Here is a 20,082-nt window from a genome sequence, read left to right on the forward strand (position 1 = left end):
CCCCCGAAGCCCCCGAAGTCCCCGGTGTGTCCTGCGTGTCCGGCGTGGCCGGTGCCCCCTGCCGCGACCACCGGAGGCTGACCGGCGAGCGAGGGGTGCCTGCGCACCAGGACGACGTGATCCTCCCCCAGCGCCGCCCGCATCCGTTCCAGGTCGAGCCGCGTCTTCTCGCGCGCGGCCCGCCGGGCCGGGACGTACAGGATCACCTTCCTGCCGTCCGGCAGGCCGATCCGGCGCCCGGCCTCGGCGGCGATCCGGTCCCGGCCTGCGCTTCGGAGGAAGTCGTTGCGCGGCAGGCCGGTCTCCAGGATCTCCCCGCCGAAGCCGAAGGCGGCCCGCAGCAGGGGTGTGCAGAGCGGTCCGGGCGAGAGCAGGTGGCTCCACCGGCCCGCCTCGTGCTCGCCGCGCACGGGGACGCACCCGTGCCGGGTCTGCAGCACCGTCTGGCCGGGACGCGGCTCGAACCACGAGGGCAGGTGGTCGTCCACGACGATGTACCGGCAGCGCGCCAGCGCCTCGTAGTACTCACGCCCGGCCGTCCGTACCGGCTCCACCCCGGCGGGCAGCGCGACCTGCCCATCCCTCACGTTCCACAGGAACGTGAGATCCGCGCCCCGGTCGCGCAACTCCTCGTAGACGGCCCTCGGACTGCCGGAGAACCGCCTCCCCGCGTGACTGCTGAAGAACACCTCGGGCCGGAGCGGCCGGTCCCGCATCCCGGGATACACCTCCTGGCGCAGCGTGCGCTGCGCCTTCTTGCCCCGCTCGCTCGCGGCCAGGTCACCGCCCACCGTCAGCACGGCGCGGCCCGCGCCGTCCGCGGTGAGCTCGAACCTGCGCCGCGCCGTCTCCAGCGCCATCGGGAAGTCCGGCTCGAACTCCACCGGAAGGTCCCGCCCGCCGACCCGTACGGCCAGGCCGTACCGGCCCTTGGGCAGCGGCAACGGGCCGGCCGGGGCGTCCAGGCCCTCGGGCGCGAGCAGGCCCCCGAACCGGGTGCCCGCCCCGTCCATCGGGACGAGCCGCTCCACAGAACGATCCTGGGAGGTGATCACGAGGGTCCGCGCCCCGTCGTACGGCTCGGCGAACCCACCCTCGATCAGGAGCTCGCCACCCGCCAGCCACTCGGCGTACTCGGCGAACGCGGCGGCGGCCTGGTCCCTGAGCACCAGCTCGCCGGACGGGTCGCGCGTCACGACGATCTCCCGCCCGGAACGGCCGAACCTCTGCGGGGTCAGGCCCTCGGCGACGGTCACCGGCGTCACTGCCCCGCCCGCGCGGTCCGTCGTGGCCCGCCACTCCACGGGCAGGTCGAGCAGCCGGGCCTCGGCTCCGCCGAGTTCGAGTCTGCGCGCCGGGAGGAGGCCGGCCAGGTCCAGCTCGACCTCGAAGGTCCGGCCGTCCGTGGTGACGGGACAGACCAGCGGCATCCCGCCCGGTGCGCGCGTCAGGCGCAGCACCGGCTGGGGGCCCAGCTCTCCCACCACCTCTCCGTGCAGGAGCAGGCGACCGTCCCGTACGGCCTGGCCGGTCACCCGGGCCGTCTCGGTCTCGACCCGCAGCGTGAGCGCGCCCGCCTCGGTCAGCGACGGCGTGATGTATCCGCCGGATTCCAGGCTCCTGGCGCCCACCTGCGCGACGAAGGCGGCGCCGGGATCGGCCAGCGGGCCGCGCCGCATGAGGCCCCGGTGGATCAGGTGCAGCTCCACCCGCCACAGCGCCGTGCCGTCGCCCGGGTCGCCGAGGCGCCGGGGATCGATCACGAGCCGGAACCCGCCCCAGTCGCGCGGCCCGCGCGGCCTGCCCTGCTTGAGGAAGACGCTCGTACGGGTGACGGTGGCGGGGACGCGGACCCGGCGGCCGGTCCCCGCCTGGACCAGGGTCGCGAAGACCTGCTGGTGGAAGCGCCTGGTCGGCCGGAGGTGGCGGAGGGTCGCCCGCCCCTCGACGGCCAGCTTCCCGTCCTCCCACTGGACCCGGTCGATCCTGGTCGTCGGCGACAGTTCGCCGCGCAGCCGCGAGATCTCGGCCGGAATGTCGCGGTCGGCCAGGAGCGGGGTGTCGAGGTAGTGGCCGCGCAGCCGCCGTACGACCTGCTTGCCGGGCCGTACCCGCTTCTCCCAGGCCATGACCTCGACCAGGTCGGCCAGCCGCCGCTCGCCGACCAGGTGCCACTTGAGCCGCCGCGCGGCGGGCAGCGCGTCCATGACGGACGGCGCGACACCCTCCAGGTACGCGCCCGCGAGATCGAGGAACCTGGCCTGGAAGGCGTCCGTGGCCGTGTCCATGACGTCGAGGAAGTTGACCATGTCGTGGTCGAGCACGACGTGATCCCAGGCGGGGACGTGCTCCTCCAGGCCGTTCTCCGCCAGGAAGCACCGGACCGACGCCACCGCCGCGAAGCGGTCCTCGACCCCCTTGACGTGGGTCTTGTCCTGGGTGATCGACGGCTTGTCGCCGTGGCGTTCGCGCCACAGGTAGACCGGCGCGGGCAGCACGTCCACGGCCCCGGCCAGGAAGTGGCCGCTCAGCGCCACCGAGACGTCCTCGTACAGCACGCCTTCGGGGAAGCCGAGGCCGTGCGCGTCCCAGAACGAGCGGCGCCACAGCTTGTTCGTCACCAGCCGGTCCTTCAACAGCGCGGGCCGCGCGCTGACGTGGGTCGCGGACGCGGGATCGGCGAAGATCTCCCGGTGCATCGCGGACGGCCGGGCCCCGCGCACGCCGAACCGCCGGACGTTCCCCGTGGCCAGGTCGGACCCGGTCCTGCGCAGTTCGGCCAGCGGGTACTCGACGGCGTGCAGCGGCAGCAGGTCGTCGCTGTCCAGGAAGCAGACGAACTCGCCGGTCGCGTGCCGCAGCCCGGTGTTGCGCGCCGCGCCCAGCCCCGCGTTGGCCTGCCGTACCAGCCGGAACCGGCGGTCGCGTTCGGCGAAGCGCCGGGCGATCTCGGCGCTGCCGTCGCTGGAGCCGTCGTCCACCATGACGGCTTCGAGGTCGTGCCACGTCTGCGCGGCGACCGACTCCAGACAGGCCGCCAGGTACTGTTCCACGTCGTAGATCGGAATGATGACGCTCACGCGAGGCACGGACGGGTCCTTTGAAATCGTCGGGAATCGCCGGGCAGTGACCGGAAATATCGGGATAACGCCGATGGCGGCTCAGCCAAGGCGCGCCCTCTTCCGCATGGCGGTGCCGAGCCGCCGGAACACGGTCCCCCGGTCCGCCGCCACCGAGAGCGTCACGGACGCCGTCGCGTTCTCCGCGACCGCCAGCGGGATCGCCGTCTCGGAGCCGAACCGGTCGCGGGCGATCAGCCGCAGCACGCTGTCACCCGGGGGCAGGTCGTCGCCCGCGATGTCGCAGGACCAGGCGAAGCGTCCGGGCTTGGCCCTGGTGATCCGGATCCGCCGCCGCAGGACCGTGTCACCGAGCTCCAGCAGCAGGTCGTGGCGGACCTCTCCGGGTACGGCGAGCAACCCCGGGGCGTTGACGTGCCCGTCCACCCTGATCAGCGCCCCTTCCCCGGCCGCCCCGATCCTGGAGACCACCGCGGAGAGCGGGCGGACCATGAGCAGGTCGCCGAACCGGTCGAGTTCGGGGACGTCGAGGTAGACGCGCCCCGAGAGCACCCGCAGCGCGGCGGACGACACCGGTTTCCTGATCAGTTCGGGGTCGCCGCGGTACGCCCCGACCGTGCGCAGCCCACCGCCGAGTCCGGTGACGAACTCGGCCACCACCTCGGGCGCGATCTCCTTGAGCAGGATCGACATCCGGTACGCGAACCCGGCCAGCTCCTCGTCGCCGAGCGCGGACGCCGCCCTCCTGGTGTAGTGAAGCTGCATGCAGCCCGCCCAGCGCACGACCGCCCGGTGCACGGCGGGTGGCTGGTCGGACAGGCCGCCGACGAGCCGCTCGACGACCGCGAGGTGCTGCATGATCCGGTCCGAACGACCGGGCGAGTCCATGATCGACGAGCCGTCGTCCCGGGTGCGGTAGCGATAACAGAGACGGTCGGTCAGGACCGTGCGCCGGGCGCCGAGCAGCAGCGGAAGCGTGAAGAGCACGTCCTCGAACGCCGTGCCCTCGGAGAATCTCGCCCCCGTGGCGGCCACCAGCTCCCTGCGGAAGATCTTGTTGCACGCGGACGGGTTGCCGACGATGTCCGGGGCCTCGGCCACCGAGCCGACGACCCGCTCGCCGACGACCAGTTCGCGCCGCCACGCCGGGCTCGATCGGGGCGGCATGCCTCGCATGTCGCCGATCACCACGTCCGCGTCGTACCGCACGGCCGCCCTGAGCAGCGCGTCCAGACCGCCGTCGGCGTACAGGTCGTCGGAGTCGAGGAAGGCGAGGTAGCGGCCGGAGGCCAGGCCCACACCCCGGTTGCGCGCCGCGCCCAGCCCCGCGTTCTCCTGCCTGACGAGGCGGACGGAGGGGCGCGTCCGGGCGTACGCCTCGGCGATCTCGCCCGAGCCGTCGGTCGACCCGTCGTCGACGATGACGACCTCGACGCGGTCGCGGCACTCCTGGGCGTCGAGCGAGGCGAGGGCGTCCGGCAGCCACCTGGCCGTGTCGTGCACCGGCACGATGACGGTGATCTCGGGGACGGTGATCTCGGGGACGGTGATCCCGGGCAGGCCGGTCTCCGGGACGCCGGCCGGGCGTGCCGTCACAGCCGCCCCCTCCCCGGCGCGGCCCACGGCATCCGGAGCCCGACCGGCCGGGCGACCCGGCGCATCACGGGGCGGGCCACGCGTCGCATCAGGACCCTCGCGACGCGGCGGCTCGCGTGCCGCCATCTCGTGCGCGTCGCGTGACCGCGCGTCGCCTGCCTGCGCCACCGGTTCGCGCGGTCCTGCAGCACGAGCGACCTCGCGCGGCACTTCTCCAGCTCGGCCTGCAGCGTCTCCGGGCTGACCGTCGTGGCGGACTCGGACCGCACGACACCCCACTTCTCGCCGACGTCCCAGAGCGTGCCGAACACCTCGTGGACCACGTCGTCGAGATCCTCGCCGGGGTCGGCCACCAGGCGCGCCCGGCTCAGCGCCGCCGTACGCTCCAGCCGCGCGTGGACGACCTCGTCCCGCTCCTCCAGGGCGAGCGAGAGCACGCCGAGGGCGTTCCTGTCGGCGAAGGCGATCAGGCGGCCCAGGGCGTCCTGTCCGGGCACCCAGCCCGCCGGGCAGTGGAACCGGAACGGGATCGGGAAGCAGGACTCGGGCAGATCCTCGGTGAACGTGACCCGGGCGTCCCCTTCGTAGCCGGCGCTGATCAGCCGCAGGTCCAGATCCGGGTCGTCGAGCGGCACACGGCGGCCGTCGCCGAGCCGGCTCCACGGCCCCGTTATCCGTACGGACACGTCCGGGGTCCAGCTTCCCAACGCGCCGTCGACCGTCGCCCTGACCTCTTCGAGGGACGCGCCCCGCGCGTCGACGACGACCTCGACGTACGGCACGCGGTAGCCGCGGCCGGGAGTCTTGCGCAACCACCGGAAGGTCGGCACGCGTTCGCCGAGGTAGGGCCAGTTGTGCCGCTTCACCTCGGGCTCGCGACCCGTGACGGTGGAGCGGCCGAGGTGCCAGGCGCGCGCGGCCCGGTCCGGGACGAAGACGGCGCCGGCCTGGGCCAGCCGGTAGCCGAGCTCGGTGTCCTCGCCGAGCATCAGCGACTCGTCCATGCCGCCCACCGCCCGGAACAACGCGGCCGGGAGCGACGAGGTGGCGCCCACGTGGACCGAGAAGGCGTCCACCCCGGCGGTCCGCAGGTCGGAGGTGCGGTTCCAGCGCTTCTCCGTCCACTGCGGCGTGCTGTCCTCCTCGTGGAACAGCTTGGCCACCGCCCCGGCCTCGGCGGCGGCGAGGACCTCGTTCGGCGACAGCTCGGACGGATCCGGCCCCACGAACCTCGGGTGGCCGAGCACCACGAGGTAGTCGGCGAGGTGGTGCCAGCGCATCTGCGCCTCGACGTGATCGGGGAAGAGCACCAGGTCGTCGTCGAGCCAGTGGACGACGTCGCCCTCCGCGGTGGACGCGCCCAGGTTGCAGGCGTGCGGCTTGCCCCAGCGCCCGTCCTTCGGGCGGATCAGCCGGGTGCGCTCGGGCCGGATCTCGGGGAGCCGGAGCATCGGCTGCTCACCGTCGTCCACAACGATCACTTCGAGCAGGTGGCGGGGGTAGGTCTGGGCGGCCAGTCCGGCCAGTGCCAGCGGCAGCGTCCCGCGCGAGCCGCTGGTCGGGATCACCACGCTCACCGAGAGGCGGGGCGTCCACTCGCCCAGCGCGGGGACGCCCTCGATGACGCCGTGGTCGTTGGCCGGGATGCGCGGTTGCCGGGTCGGGGATGTCACTGTTCCTGCCTCCAGTAGCCCACATGGGGCGTCGAAGCGCTTTCCATCAGCTGGTTGAAGTGGAGCCCGCGCCACTGCTCCTGGTACGACTTCAGGAACGCCTGGACGGGGTGCCTCCAGGTGTGCGCCCGGGAATGGCGCCGGCGCAGTACGTAGTTGAGCCCGTGCGTCCGGTAGATCCGCCCTCCGGCGGCCTCCACCGACTCGAGGAACTGGCCGTCCACCGTCTGGGGGATGGGCCGGAAACCGCCGAGGACCTCGAACATCTCGCGGGTGACGAGCATGGTCCCGCCGGCCACCAGTGGCGTGAACCGCTCGGTGCCGAGACGGCGGCGGACGGTGGTGTTGATCGGCTCCAGGTAGACGAACTCCGCGGCGGTCCCGACCAACTCGGCCCCCGAGTAGAGCTGGGCGAGCAGGAGGTCGGCCAGATGGTCCGGGCCGTACCAGTCGTCGTCGTCCACCTTGGCGAGGAACGACCCGGACGCGACGGCGGCCATGCGGTTCAGCAACTCTCCGAGCGGCGCCCCGGCCGCCGCCTCGACGACCGTGATCCGCAGCGACGAGTCGGCGATCGCCCCCTGGACCCCCGCCTCCCTGGCGGAGAAGCCGTGCAGCCCCAGGATGATCTCGGCGCGTACGCCGCGCTGCCGCTCCATCTGCTCCAGGGCGAAGGGGACCATGTCCTTGCGGCAGGTGCTCAGGAGTACGGAGACGGGCGGCTCGTACGGCAGAGCCAGGCCGGCGGAGACGGCGATGTTCCGCCACCGGGGGATCGCGCCGTGCGTCCGCAGCGCGGCCCGGCGCAGGCGCACGCTGATCTCCTCGCGCCGCAGCTCCGACGTCAGCTCGTCCTCGTCCACGGTCGCGAGCGCGTCGGAGAGATCCGCGCCCAGGGCCGGGTCGCCGATGCCCTCGGCACTCATGATCACGGGGATTCCCGCGGCGGCGAGCCCCGTCACGATCCGCGCCCGGACCAGGCCGTACGCGTCCACGTCCTGGACGGCCACACCGACGACGTCGCGGAGCCGGGCGACGTCGACATCCGTCAGCTCGCCGGACGCGGGCAGGCGGACGAGCTCGTCCAGCCCGCTCGTGATCGTGAAGCCCCCCGCCCTGCCGGTCAGCGCGGCGACCGGACCCCTGGCGTTCTGCCGGAAGCCGATCGGGTTGACGACGCTCTCGTCCACCGGAGGGAGCAGGTCAGGGTGGGCGGCGCCGTCGAGAGCGGCCGACAGCGGCGGGCGGTCCGCCACGGGGATGCGCCCGTCCGGCCACGGGCGCGCGGGGCTTTCGGTGACGCGGAGCACCAGATCGCAGCCCGGCGCGTCGCGGCGGTCGGCGACCGGGCCTCCCACGCTGGTCAGTGCCACGTTGGGATCGCCGGGCCGCCAGCCCGAAGCGCCCTGGCCGGCCAGGCCGATCACCGGCTGGGCCATGTGCCGCCGTCCTCCGAGCAGGCCGTACAGGACGTGGGAGAGGACCTCGCCGCCCGCCACCGGCCCGGAGAACGACGCCTCGATGTGCCATCCGCGCCTTCTCCGCGCGATCCTCAGGTCGGCCAGGAGGTGCCAGGCGGCGCCCTGCCCCGCGACGGGCAGCGGCTGGGCGGCCCACGGCGGCGCCTCCGCGATGATGACGCACACGCGGGTGGCGGCCGGGATCAGCGTGCCGAACGGCACCGCCCTGCGCAGGTCCGCCGGGCTCCTGGCCGCGATGACGGCGCACTCCACGGCTTCGTCCGGTGGGGGCTCACCGGGGTCGGCGCCGTCCAGGATCGTCCACGGCCCGTCGAAGTCCTCGCAGACGCGGTCGAGCAGGGCGGGATGGGACCCGAACCCGACGCAGGCTCCCCAGGTCGCGCTCACCCGGCTCTCCTCAGCAGGTCGGCCCCCTTCTCCGCCCTCACGTGGGTGCGGGCGAGCTCGGGGAAGTCGTCCGGCCGACGGTCGCCGGCGGCCCGCTCCTCCGCACGGCCGGCGTCGTCGCGGATCTCGCCGATCGCCGACCGCGGCATGTCCGGGGAGGCGGCCCAGTCGCGCAGCGGCGGAAGCGGGACACCGGAATCGAGCAGCGTCCGAATATCGACGAACGATTCGAGCTGGTAATACGAATTCTCTGTCGCCTCGCTCGACGCGGTGATTCTCCGGTCCATCCGCGGCAGATCGCGCAGGCGCGCTCCGGACATGGAAATCAGGTCTCGCGTTCTTTTCGGATCCGCCGACATCGTGTCGAGCCGGGTATTCCCCCGGGCGAGCGACCGCTGGATCTCGCTGTCCTTTCGCCGCCGCGACCTTTCCCGGGTCCGCTCCCTCTTTTCCGTCAGTTGGAGGGAGCTTCGCCGTTCCCTGGCGTGGGCGATGCGCTGGACGGCCATGCACGACATGCTCGCGAGGCCGGTCAGGGCACCGGTCATGAGTGTGCCCGCTCCGGGCTGGAGGACGACCAGCGACACCGCTCCGACGGGCGGGACCGCGAGTCCGGCGGGCGCGACCACCGTCCATCGTCGATTCTGGACCACGGGTGCCCACCTCCAGGAGTGCCGCATTTGTCATCGTGACGCCGAGCCAGCATTGCGAAACGAACTCCGAGATCAGCCGCTTACCCCTCATCCTTGGGGCAACATTTACCGCCACAAGGGATGTGGAATAGCAAGGTAATTACCCGCACACCGCGGCCGAACGGCGGGAAATTTCGGGATATTCGCGAACCTGCGGCCGGCGGCATGTCACGCCGTCCGGCAAGACGTCCGCAGCCGTCCGGCATGGCGTCCACAGTCGTCCGGACAAGGCGTCCGCAGCTGAGGCCGACGGTCGTCACCGCGTCCGGCGACGGCGTTCACGACCTGTGGCGGCGGCCTTCCGGGTGTGTGCGTCGCGGTGCTGGGACTCCTGGGCGCGCGCCCCGCGTTTCCGGCCGGGCCCGCGCCACGCCGGGCACCGTGCCACGCCGGGCGACGCGCCCGGCCACCGCGTCGTCATGGGTTCGCGTCGTCATGGGTTCGCGTCGTCATGGGTTCGCGTCGTCATGGGTTCGCGTCGTCATGGGTTCGCGTCGTCATGGGTTCGCGTCGTCATGGGTTCGCGTCGTCATGGGTTCGCGTCGTTCTGATCGCGTGGCGGAATCTCCCCAGTCGGGCGCGTCCCGGACTCGGGGCGATTTCGCATGTGAAACGAGGTTGTACGGGGATCCGGACCTTCGCCCGCATGATCCCGTTCAGGGGTATTCCCAGCTGGACACGTTACGATGCCGCCTACAAACCCCCGAGGAGCACCACCATGGCATTGCATCGTTTTGTCCCTCTAGCCGCCATTTGTGCGCTGGCCCTGTCCGCCTCCCTCACCTCCCCCGCGCAGGCCCACCAGCAGCGGGCCGCCGAGCCGTACTGCGTGACGCACAAATGCATCGCGCTGACCTTCGACGACGGTCCGGCGGAGTACACGAACGCCCTGTTGAAGGTCCTGAAGAAATACAAGGCGAAGGCGACGTTCTTCCTCATCGGCAACCGGGTGAAGAAGCACCCCAAGCTGACCAAGAACATCGCCACGGGCGGCCACGAGCTGGGCAACCACACCTGGGACCACAAGTACCTGACTGACCTCGAGTACAAGGCCATTTACGACGAGGTGAAGAAGACCCAGGACATCATCAAGAAGACGACCGGCAAGACACCGGTCCTCTTCCGCGCTCCCGGCGGGCTGACCAACGACGGCGTGCGCACGATCACCGCGAAGTTCAAGCTGCTCCAGATCCCCGGAACGGTCTCCACGCAGGACTACATCAAGGACTACCGTGACGTCGAGTTCCTGACCGGCCGGGCGCTCGACATCGCGGACCAGGACGAGGTCATGCTGATGCACGAGACCGTCAAGCAGACCGTCGAGTCGCTGCCCGCGGTGCTGGAGGACCTGACCAGCCAGGGCTACTCGTTCGTGACGGTCTCCAAGCTGCTCGAAGGCCAGGAGCTCATCCCGGGAGAGATCTACCCGGAGCAGCTTCCGCTGAGCGGCGACTGACACGCCTGCCGAGGCGCTGCGTCGGGGACTCCACGAAACGGTACGTCAGCCAGCTCAGGCCGAGCACCACCCCGACGTAGCCCACGGCCGTCGCCACCCGGACCCCCTGCGACAGCAGGCGCAGGTCGTCCACGGCGGCGCCGAGCAGCCGCAGCAGCGGATGGTGCAGCAGGTAGACCGAATAGCTGACCAGGCCGAGCCAGGTCAGCGCCCGCGGCAGTGAACGGCCGCGCAGCACCATCCCCACCGCGAACGTCGCCCCCGCGAGCGCCATCGTGGTGATCCACACGTCCGGTCGCACCCACCACCAGCCCGCCTGGATCGACCACACCGGGGCCACCGCCACCAGAGCCGCCGCGACGATCACCGGCGTCAGGCCGCCCGATCCGCGTTCCCACCGGTTGAGCGCCGTCCCGACGAACATGACCGCGAGGATCGCCGCGCCGAACCACGGGACGAAGCTGCCGAAGAGCATCAGCACGAGCGTCATCGCCCCGAGGGCGTACGCGGCGGCGGTCCGGAACCGCCCCGAGATCAGGCAGGTCACGCCGACGACGAAGGCGACGCCCGAGACGATCGCGGGCCACGGGCCGGGCAGCAGCGGCGCGGACAGCACCAGACCGGCGCCGACCGCCACCAGCCCGAACACGACGGCGAGGACGCCGCTGCGCCGGTGCGCCCCGCGCACGAAGAGCGCGGTGACGACCAGATAGAACACCATCTCGTACGACAGGGTCCACATCGGATCGGCCAGGCCGCCGGTATGGACGACGTCGAGCAGCATCGAGGCGTGGGCCGCCACCGCCGAGAGATCGCGCGGCACCTGCTCGCGGACCGGCACCCAGATCGCGGCCACCAGGACCAACGCGATCACCAGCAGATAGAGCGGGTAGAGCCGGAACAGCCGGCTGATCCAGAAGGCCCGGACGTCGCCCCGCCGCTCCAGCGACGACGGGATGATATATCCGCTGACCAGGAAGAACACCAGCACGCCGTACATGCCGAGGTTGAACCAGTACGGCCGGAGGGCGGGCAGCAGCCACGGCAGCATGTGCTCGGCCACCACGGCGAGCGCGCCGAGACCCCGCAGGGCGTCCAGCCAGGCCATGCGGCTGGAGACGGCCTGCGGGACGGCGAGAGCCGGGGTGGCGGTCACCCGCGCCAACCTACCGTCCCAATCGCCGCGAAATAGCCCTGATTCCCAGTTCGCGGACGAATCCGGACTACTACCGCATCAGGTCACATCTCACGGAAGAGATTGATCTGCGTGACGATGAAATCACCGAGAGTGTCGCGTTGCTCTCATGTGGTGACGGCGCGGAGTCACTCCCACTCGATGGTGCCGGGGGGCTTGCTGGTGATGTCGACCGTGACGCGGTTGATCTCGCGGACCTCGTTGGTGATCCGGGTGGAGATCCGCCCGAGCACGTCGTACGGCACGCGCGCCCAGTCGGCGGTCATCGCGTCCTCCGAGGTGACCGGCCGGAGCACGATGGGGTGGCCGTACGTGCGGCCGTCGCCCTGGACGCCGACGGAACGGACGTCGGCGAGCAGCACGACCGGGCACTGCCAGATGTCGCGGTCGAGCCCGGCGCGGGTCAGCTCCTCACGGGCGATCGCGTCGGCCTCGCGCAGGATGTCGAGCCGCTCGCCGGTGACCTCGCCGATGATCCGGATGCCCAGCCCGGGACCGGGGAACGGCTGCCGCCACACCATCGCGGCGGGCAGGCCGAGCTCCTCTCCGGCCCGCCTGACCTCGTCCTTGAACAGCGTCCGCAACGGCTCGACCAGGTCGAACCGCAGGTCGTCGGGGAGGCCGCCCACGTTGTGGTGGGACTTGATGTTGGCCGTACCGGTGCCGCCGCCGGACTCGACGACGTCGGGGTACAGCGTGCCCTGGACGAGGAAGTCGACCGGGCCGTCGGCGAGGATCGCCCGCTGCTCGTCCTCGAAGACCCGGATGAACTCGCGGCCGATGATCTTCCGCTTCTCCTCGGGGTCGACGACCCCGGTCAGCGCCTTGAGGAAGCGCTCCTGCGCGTCCACGACGCGCAACTTCACACCGGTCACGGCGACGAAGTCGCGCTCGACCTGCTCGGCCTCCCCCTTGCGCAGCAGTCCGTGGTCGACGAACACGCAGGTCAGCCGGTCACCGATGGCCCGCTGCACGATCGCGGCGGCGACCGCGGAGTCCACCCCGCCCGACAGGGCGCAGATGGCCCGGCCGTCGCCGACCTGCTCACGGACGGCGGCGATGGCGTCGTCGACGATGTTGAGCATGGTCCACGAGGGGCGGCAGCCCGCCGCGTCCAGGAAGTGCTTGAGAACGGCCTGGCCGTGCTCGGAGTGCAGCACCTCGGGGTGGAACTGCACCCCGTAGAAGCCGCGCTCGGGGTGCTCGAAGCCCGCGACCGGGGTGTCGGCGGTCGAGGCGGTCACCGCGAACCCCTCGGGCGCGGCCACCACCGAGTCGCCGTGCGACATCCAGACCTGCTGGACGCGCGGGAGGCCGGCGAAGAGCGCGCCTTCCTGGAGGACGTCGAGCGTGGTGCCGCCGAACTCGGCCGAGCCGGTCCTGGCGACCTCGCCGCCCAGCGCCCGGGCCATCGCCTGGAAGCCGTAGCAGATGCCGAAGGTCGGCACCCCGGTCTCGAACAACCCGTCCGGGACCGGCGGGGCGCCCTCGGCGTACACCGACGAGGGACCGCCGGACAGGATGATCGCCTTCGGTTTCCTGGCCAGCATCTCGGAGACCGGCATCGTGCACGGCACGATCTCGGAGTAGACGTGGCACTCACGCACTCGCCGTGCGATCAGCTGCGCGTACTGCGCACCGAAGTCGACGACAAGAACCGTGTCGAACTCAGACACCGGAAGGACCCCCATAAGGCTGCGAGCGGTACGCCCAGTCTATCGGCGGCCTCCCGCCGCACCGCCCACGCGCCGTTCGCCTCCGGCGGAGGATCGTCCCTGATGGATCCGGGTGTTCGGGGGTCTACACGGGGTGGACGGCCAGGGCCGGGTAGTCGGTGTATCCCTGGTGGTCGCCGCCGAAGGCGGTGGCGAAGTCGGGCTCGTTGAGCGGAGCGCCGAGCCGGAGGCGGAGCGGCAGGTCGGGGTTGGCCAGGAACGCCGAGCCGATCGCGACCAGGTCGGCGCCCCGGTCGAGCCAGCGGGCGGCGGTGGCGGCGGGCTCGCCTGCCCCGGGAGCGTTGACGACGAGGGTGTTCGGCCACAACTCGCGGATCCGCCGGCTGAGGTCGTCGCCGCCCGTCGCCATCAGGTGCAGGTAGGCCAGGTCCAGCCCGGCGAGCGCGGACACCAGCGCGGGATACACCTCGCTCGCGTCCTCCTCGACCAGGTCCTGGGCGCCGTTGGCGGGTGAGATCCGGATGCCGACCCGGGACGCGCCGATCGCCTCCACGACGGCGTGGGCGGTCTCCACGGCGAACCGGATGCGGCCGTCCACGGACGCGCCGAAACGGTCCTCGCGCAGGTTGGCGTTCTGCGACAGGAACTGGTGGATGAGGTAGCCGTTGGCGCCATGCAGCTCGACCCCGTCGAACCCGGCGTCCACGGCCCTGCGCGCCGCGTCCACGAAGTCGCCGATGGTCGCCTCCACCTCGGCGGTGGACAACTCCACGGGCTCCGGGTAGTCCTGCAGGCCGTTCGGCGTGAAGATCTGCCCGGCCGGCCGTACGGCGGAGGGGGCGACGGGCAGCGCGCCGGTGTTGTCGGGATGGCCGACCCGGCCGACGTGCATGAGCTGGGCGAAGATCCGGCCACCCGCCGCGTGGACGGCGTCCGTCACCTCGCGCCAGCCGGCCACCTGCTCGTCGGTGTGCAGGCCGGGCGTGTTCATGTATCCCTTGCCGGCCTGGCTCGGCTGGATCCCCTCGGTGATGATCAACCCGGCCGAGGCGCGCTGCGCGTAGTAGAGCGCGGTCAGGGAGGACGGGATCCCGTCCACATAGGAACGGGAGCGCGTCATGGGAGCCATGGCGAGGCGGTTGGGCAACCGCAGGTCACCGAGTTCGAACGACGTGAAAAGCATGATGGGGTTCCTTTCTTGGTCGGCCAAATTGGGCGGCCAAGCAATACTTCTACAACTTGGCCGACCAATATGCAAGCGGTAGGCTGATCGGCAAGAGGAGGCCAGGACATGGCGGAGCCGGTGATTGACGACACGACCATCTGGTCGGAGTCACGTGACGAGGACCTCGACGGGCTGAGCTGCCGGATGGCCAAGGCGGCGCTGGGCCACCGGGTCCTCCTCGCCGGACTCCTGGCCGAGATCGACCTCTACCCCGGTCAGGATCGCGTGCTGATAGCCCTCTGGGACCACGGGCCGCAGTCGCAGAACAAGCTGGCCGGCCTGCTCGGCATCGACGTCTCCACGATGACGAGGAGCCTGCAGCGTCTGGAACGGAGCGGGTTCGTGAGCCGCGTGCCGTGCCCCTCCAACCGGCGCATCAGCATCGTGAGCACGACGCCGAGGGGCGACGCCCTGCGCCCCGAGGTCCAGCGCGTCATGGCGGAGGTCCACCGGCGCATGGTCCAGGGGCTGACCCCGGAGCAGGTGGCGACACTCTGCTCGCTGCTCGACGTGGTCCGGGACAACCTGTGCGGCGAGGACGCCTGCGGCACCTGCGTCGAGTGAGTCCGGGACCACCGGCAGGCCCCGTCATTGACATGTGACCTATTGGTCACATAATTTGAGTCGTGGCTGATGACGACTGCGTGTTCAAGGCACTCGCCGACCCGACCCGCCGGTTCCTGCTCGACCTGCTCTTCGTGCGTGACGGCCGCACGCTCACCGAGCTGGAGTCCGAGCTGGAGATGAGTCGCTTCGGTGTCATGAAGCACCTGCGCGTGCTCGAAGACGCAGACCTCGTGGTGGCCCGCCGGTCGGGCCGGGAGAAGCTGCACTTCCTGAATCCCGTGCCGATCCGGCTGGTCCATGACCGGTGGATCGACAAATACACCGAGCACCACGCGTCAGCGCTCACCGACCTCAAAGCCGAGCTGGAGGACCAGCAATGACCGGTACCCCGCTGCACGCCCCCACCGTCCAGATCTACCGGATCTACATCAAGGCCACCCCCGAGGCGATCTGGGACGCGATCACCAGGCCGGAGTGGACCGAGAGGTACGGCTACCAGTCGCCCGCGACGTACGACCTGCGCCCCGGCGGCAGGTACCAGGCCTTCGCCAGCGAGGAGATGAAGGCGATGGGCGCACCGGACGTCGCCGTCGAAGGGGAGGTCATCGAATCGGACCCGCCGCGCAGGCTCGTGCAGACCTGGCATCCGGTCTGGGACGCCGAGACCGCGGCCGAGCCGGTCACCCGCCTCACGTACGAGATCGAGGCGGGCGAGGCCGGTGTCACGAAGCTGACCGTCACCCACGACGTCACCGGCGCCTCCCACGTGGGCGCCATGGTCGCGGGCGACCTGCCCAACGCCGGCGGCGGCTGGAGCGAACTACTCAGCGACCTCAAGACCCTGCTGGAGACCGGCAAGCCGCTCGCGGGCTGACCCTCGGCGGGCGGCACGGCTGATGACCGAACTCCCCGCCACTAGGTGATGTCGACGATGGGCAGGCGCAGCGCTCCGGGCGCGGCGGCGGGGACGACCGGCCTGCGCGGCGCGACCGGCGCGAGCCGTACGTAGTCCGATCCGGGCGCGGGACGCGGGTCGGCGTCGCCCCTGTTCGGCCAGAACGCCATGGCGCGTTCGGCCTGCGCCGTGATCGTGAGCGAGGGGTTGACGCCCGGGTTGGCCGAGATCGCCGACCCGTCCACGACGTGCAGGCCGTCGTACCCGTAGAGCCGGTGGTAGGGGTCGATCACGCCGGTCTCCGGCGAGTCCCCGATCGCGCAGCCGCCGAGGAAGTGCGCGGTCGCGGGGATGTCGAACAGGTCGAGCCAGGAGCCTCCGGGCATGCCGCCGATCTCCTCGGCCGCGATGCGGACCGCCTCGTGCCCGGCCGGGATCCAGGTCGGGTTCGGCTCTCCGTGGCCCGGCCCGGCGCGCAGCCTGCCCCGCTTCAGCGAGAGCGTGATCGAGTTGTCCTTCGCCTGCATCACCAGGGCGATGACGGCCCGCTCCGACCATCCGCGGTTGTAGAACAGGCGCGGCAGGAGGTACGGCCGGCGCAGCGCCTGGCCGAGGAACCTCAGCCAGCGGGGAGCGCCGCCGCCGTCGATCAGGAGGGTGCGCAGCATGGCCATCGCGTTGGAACCGTCGCCGTACCGGACCGGTTCGATGTGCGTGTGCGGGTCGGGGTGGAACGAGGACGTGATCGCCACGCCGCGGTTGAGCTTGTCGCCTTTCGCGGAGAACCGCTCGAAGCCGAGCAGGGCCTCGGAGTTCGTCCTGGTCAGCGTCCCGAGCCTGGGGGAGATCCGGGGCAGCGGCCCCTTGCGGAGCCGGTGCAGCAGCCGCTGCGTGCCGTACGTCCCGGCGGCGAAGACAACCTGCCGGGCCGTGATGACGCGCCGCCCGCCGGGCGAGCCCGTCCTCCTGACGGAGACCTCATAGCCGCCGTCGACCGGCCGCACGCCGGTGACCGTGGTCTCGGCGTGGACGACGGCGCCGGCCTTCTCGGCCAGGTAGAGATAGTTCTTGATCAGCATGTTCTTGGCGCCGTGGCGGCAGCCCGTCATGCACTCGCCGCACTCGGTGCAGCCGCTGCGGCGCGGGCCGGCCCCGCCGAAGTACGGATCCTCGACCTCGACGCCGGGCGTGCCGAAGAACACGCCCACGGGGGCGAGGTGGAAGGTGTCGCCGACGCCCATCTTCCCGGCCACGGTCCGCATCACCTCGTCGGCCCGGGTGACGGTCGGGTTGCGCACCACGCCCAGCATCCGCGCGGCCTGGTCGTAGTACGGCGCGAGCTCGGCCTTCCAGTCGGTGATGCGGCTCCACTGCGGGTCCTGGAAGAACGGGTCGAGCGGCTCGTACAACGTGTTCGCGTAGACGAGTGAGCCCCCGCCCACGCCCGCGCCGGCGAGGACCATCACGCCGTTCCTGCCGCCGAGCACGTGGATGCGCTGAATGCCCTTGAGCCCGAGCGCGGGCGCCCACAGGAAGTCACGCGCCCGCCACGAGGTCTTCGGGAGCGTGCTCTCGTCGAACCGGCGCCCCGCCTCCAGGACGGCGACGGAGTACCCCTTCTCGGTCAGCCGGAGGGCGGAGACGCTGCCGCCGAACCCGGAGCCGACGACGACGACGTCGTGGTCCATCACTCCTCCGTTCCCTGCCGCCCGCACGGGCGTGGGGCCGTCCGTCACTTCAGGTGGAGCTTCCGCATCGTCTTGAGCAACCCGGCCAGGGTGTCGGCGTACTTGTCGTACGCCATGCCGAGCACCGGGTCGAAGCCGAGCCAGGACGCCTGGCTGGCGACGGTCTGGGACTCGGTGTACTTCAGCAGGCCCTCGGCTCCGTGCCTGCGGCCGAGGCCGGAGGACTTCATGCCGCCCATCGGGGCGTCGTAGGAGGCGTAGGCGGCGCCGTACCCCTCGTTGACGTTGACGGTGCCCGCCTTGATCCGGGAGGCGAGGGCGCGGCCCCGCGTGAGGTCACGCGTCCAGATCGAGGCGTTCAGGCCGTAGACGGTGTCGTTGGCCTTGGCGACGACCTCGTCCTCGGTGTGGAACCGGTAGAGCGCGACGACCGGGCCGAACGTCTCGTTGCCGCACAGGTCCATCTCGTCGGTGACGCCCGACAGGACGGTCGGCTCGTAGAACAGCGGTCCGATGTCGGGCCGCGCCTTGCCGCCCGTGAGCACCGACGCGCCCTTCTCGACGGCGTCCGCGACGTGTGCCGTCACCGCGTCGAGCTGGCGCTGGAAGGTGAGCGACCCCATCTGCACGGACCATTCGAGACCGGATCCGATCTTCATGTTCCTGGTCGCCCGGACGAACCGGTCGGTGAACGCGTCGTAGATCGAGTCGTGCACGTAGAGCCGCTCGATCGAGATGCAGAGCTGGCCGGCGTTGGTGAAGCAGGCCCTGAGCGCGCCGTGAGCGGCCCGGTCGAGGTCGGCGTCCTCCAGCACGATCATGGGGTTCTTGCCGCCGAGTTCGAGTGAGGCGCCGATGAGCCGCTTGGCGGCCTCCTCGGCGATCTTCCTGCCGCCGCGGGTCGAGCCGGTGAAGGCGACGTAGTCCGCGCCGTCGATCAGCGGGTCGCCGATCTCCGCGGGGTCGCCCGTCACGACCTGCCAGATCTCCCGGGGCATCCCGAGCTCCACGAGGAGGTCGATCGTCCACAGCGTCGAGAGCGCGGTCTGGGTGTCGGGCTTGTGCACCACGGTGTTGCCCGCGATCAGCGCCGGGACCACGTCGGTGACGCCCAGGGAGAGCGGGTAGTTCCATGGGCTGATCAGCGCGACCGTGCCCTTCGGATGCCGCAGCTCGACTGCTTGGGTGGCGATGGGGAAGATCCCCTTGCGCCGCTTGGGGGCGAGCAGCTTCGGCGCCTGCCGTACGTAGTGGAGCGCGCATCCAGCGACGTCGAGGACCTCCTCGAACGCGTGCCGCCTGGCCTTGCCCGTCTCCATCTGGACGATGTCGAGGATCTCCTCGCGGCGGTTGAGTATCGCGTCGTGCAGCCGGAGGAAGGGCTTCACCCGCTCCGCGACAGGCTGCGACGCCCACGCGTCCTGGGCCGCCCTGGCCGTGGCGTACGCCCTGCGGACGTCCTCGGCCGTCGAGACGGGGAGCTCGATGAGGGTCTCACCGGTGAACGGGGCGGGGACCGCCACGGTCTTCCCTTCCGAGGTGACGTGCCGGACAATGCGCTCAAGCATCAGGGGGTCCATGCCCGAAGGATATTCACGAGCCCATCTCATGGCTACTGGCCGGTAGGCAACCATCGGGACACGAGGGTTCCAGCGGTTCCGATTACCCGCCAGAATCCAGATATGCCAGGAAATGCCGAGCTTTGCGGGACAACCACGCCGTCGCCGAAGACCGCCCACTGATGGCGGCTCCCGACGTGGCCCCGCTGCGGCCGGGCGATCCGCCTCGCCTGGGTGCCTACGACCTCGGCGGACGGCTGGGCGAGGGCGGCCAGGGAGTGGTCTATCTCGGCACCGGCCCCTCCGGCGAGCAGGTCGCGATCAAGTGGCTCCGGTCCGACCTCGCGGGCGACCCCACCATGCGGGAGCGCTTCCTGCGCGAGGCGATCTCCGCCAAGCGCGTGGCGCCGTTCTGCACCGCCCAGGTCATGGACACCGGTGTCGAGGAGGAACGCCCCTACATCGTCAGCGAGTACATCGAGGGGCCCTCGCTCCAGCAGCGCGTGCAGTCCTCCGGACCCATCGCGGGCCCGGCCCTGCACCGTCTCGCGGTCGGTACGGCCACCGCGCTCGCGGCCATCCACCAGGCCGGGGTCGTCCACCGCGACCTGAAACCGGCGAACGTCATCATGGGCCCCGACGGCCCCCGGGTGATCGACTTCGGCATCGCGCGGGCGGTGGGCGCCTCGCACACGCTCACCTCCCAGCCGGTCGGCACCCCGTCGTACATGTCGCCCGAGCAGATCATGGGCCATCCGGCCGGGCCACCCGCCGACCTGTTCGCGTGGGGCTGCACGATCGTCAGCGCCGCCACCGGGCGGGCCCCGTTCGGCAACGACACGATGCCCGCCGTGATCAACCGCATCCTCAACGCACCGCCCGACCTGGGGAACCTCGCGGCGCCGCTGCGCG

Annotated in this window: 15 protein-coding genes; 5 read left to right on the forward strand and 10 right to left on the reverse strand. The window is 71.3% G+C overall.

The window, feature by feature from the left end; genetic code table 11:
* The 5 genes from IMZ11_RS39115 to IMZ11_RS39135 all read right to left on the reverse strand — a co-directional run.
* On the reverse strand, positions 1-3,080 hold a 3,080-nt coding region (locus IMZ11_RS39115; protein WP_308066901.1), incomplete at its 3' end, for a CDP-glycerol glycerophosphotransferase family protein.
* A gap of 81 nt (positions 3,081-3,161) precedes the next feature.
* Positions 3,162-4,676, reverse strand: a complete 1,515-nt coding sequence (locus tag IMZ11_RS39120) for a glycosyltransferase (RefSeq protein ID WP_228648037.1) — start codon at positions 4,674-4,676, stop codon at positions 3,162-3,164.
* Positions 4,673-6,349, reverse strand: coding sequence for a glycosyltransferase family 2 protein (locus IMZ11_RS39125; protein WP_228648039.1), 1,677 nt, complete (start codon positions 6,347-6,349; stop codon positions 4,673-4,675). Before IMZ11_RS39125 ends, IMZ11_RS39120 begins: the two co-directional genes overlap by 4 nt.
* The gene (locus tag IMZ11_RS39130; RefSeq protein WP_228648041.1) at positions 6,346-8,217 is read right to left on the reverse strand and encodes a glycosyltransferase family 2 protein; all 1,872 of its coding nucleotides are present in this window, start codon (positions 8,215-8,217) and stop codon (positions 6,346-6,348) included. Before IMZ11_RS39130 ends, IMZ11_RS39125 begins: the two co-directional genes overlap by 4 nt.
* Positions 8,214-8,870: a hypothetical protein gene (locus IMZ11_RS39135; RefSeq protein WP_228648043.1), complete on the reverse strand. Its 657-nt coding sequence runs from the start codon at positions 8,868-8,870 to the stop codon at positions 8,214-8,216. Before IMZ11_RS39135 ends, IMZ11_RS39130 begins: the two co-directional genes overlap by 4 nt.
* 757 nt (positions 8,871-9,627) lie before the next feature.
* Between IMZ11_RS39135 and IMZ11_RS39140 the strand changes: the two genes are divergently transcribed.
* Entirely contained in the window at positions 9,628-10,365 is a 738-nt protein-coding gene (locus tag IMZ11_RS39140; protein WP_228648045.1) for a polysaccharide deacetylase family protein, read from the forward strand.
* Here IMZ11_RS39140 and IMZ11_RS39145 read toward each other — a convergent pair.
* From IMZ11_RS39145 to IMZ11_RS39155, 3 genes are all read right to left on the reverse strand, one after another.
* Positions 10,316-11,521: an acyltransferase gene (locus tag IMZ11_RS39145; protein ID WP_228648047.1), complete on the reverse strand. Its 1,206-nt coding sequence runs from the start codon at positions 11,519-11,521 to the stop codon at positions 10,316-10,318. The two genes, IMZ11_RS39140 and IMZ11_RS39145, sit on opposite strands and share 50 nt — an antisense overlap.
* A gap of 167 nt (positions 11,522-11,688) precedes the next feature.
* Complete coding sequence (guaA, locus tag IMZ11_RS39150; RefSeq protein ID WP_228648049.1) at positions 11,689-13,251, reverse strand: glutamine-hydrolyzing GMP synthase; 1,563 nt, start codon at positions 13,249-13,251, stop codon at positions 11,689-11,691.
* A 109-nt stretch (positions 13,252-13,360) separates the two neighbouring features.
* Positions 13,361-14,419, reverse strand: a complete 1,059-nt coding sequence (locus IMZ11_RS39155; RefSeq protein WP_228648051.1) for an alkene reductase — start codon at positions 14,417-14,419, stop codon at positions 13,361-13,363.
* Positions 14,420-14,527: 108 nt separating this feature from the next.
* On the opposite strand from IMZ11_RS39155, the gene IMZ11_RS39160 reads away from it, so the two are divergent.
* The 3 genes from IMZ11_RS39160 (at position 14,528) to IMZ11_RS39170 (ending at position 15,902) form a co-directional block, all read left to right on the forward strand.
* Positions 14,528-15,025, forward strand: coding sequence for a MarR family winged helix-turn-helix transcriptional regulator (locus IMZ11_RS39160; RefSeq protein ID WP_228648054.1), 498 nt, complete (start codon positions 14,528-14,530; stop codon positions 15,023-15,025).
* Between the two features lie 62 nt (positions 15,026-15,087).
* Entirely contained in the window at positions 15,088-15,408 is a 321-nt protein-coding gene (locus IMZ11_RS39165) for a helix-turn-helix transcriptional regulator (protein ID WP_228648056.1), read from the forward strand.
* On the forward strand, positions 15,405-15,902 hold the full coding sequence (locus IMZ11_RS39170) for an SRPBCC family protein (protein WP_228648058.1): 498 nt from the start codon (positions 15,405-15,407) through the stop codon (positions 15,900-15,902). Before IMZ11_RS39165 ends, IMZ11_RS39170 begins: the two co-directional genes overlap by 4 nt.
* Positions 15,903-15,943: 41 nt before the next feature.
* On the opposite strand, the gene IMZ11_RS39175 is transcribed toward IMZ11_RS39170, so the two are convergent.
* Together IMZ11_RS39175 and IMZ11_RS39180 are read right to left on the reverse strand one after the other, a co-directional pair.
* On the reverse strand, positions 15,944-17,611 hold the full coding sequence (locus IMZ11_RS39175; protein ID WP_228648060.1) for a GMC family oxidoreductase: 1,668 nt from the start codon (positions 17,609-17,611) through the stop codon (positions 15,944-15,946).
* 44 nt (positions 17,612-17,655) lie between these two features.
* Positions 17,656-19,191 carry a succinic semialdehyde dehydrogenase gene (locus IMZ11_RS39180; RefSeq protein ID WP_228648062.1) on the reverse strand — a complete coding sequence of 512 codons (1,536 nt, stop codon included), beginning with the start codon at positions 19,189-19,191 and terminating at the stop codon, positions 17,656-17,658.
* A 122-nt stretch (positions 19,192-19,313) separates the two neighbouring features.
* Between IMZ11_RS39180 and IMZ11_RS39185 the strand changes: the two genes are divergently transcribed.
* On the forward strand, positions 19,314-20,082 hold a 769-nt coding region (locus IMZ11_RS39185), incomplete at its 3' end, for a serine/threonine-protein kinase (RefSeq protein WP_228648064.1).

Source organism: Microtetraspora sp. AC03309, assembly GCF_020826795.1.
Classification (GTDB): Bacteria; Actinomycetota; Actinomycetes; order Streptosporangiales; family Streptosporangiaceae; genus Microtetraspora; species Microtetraspora glauca.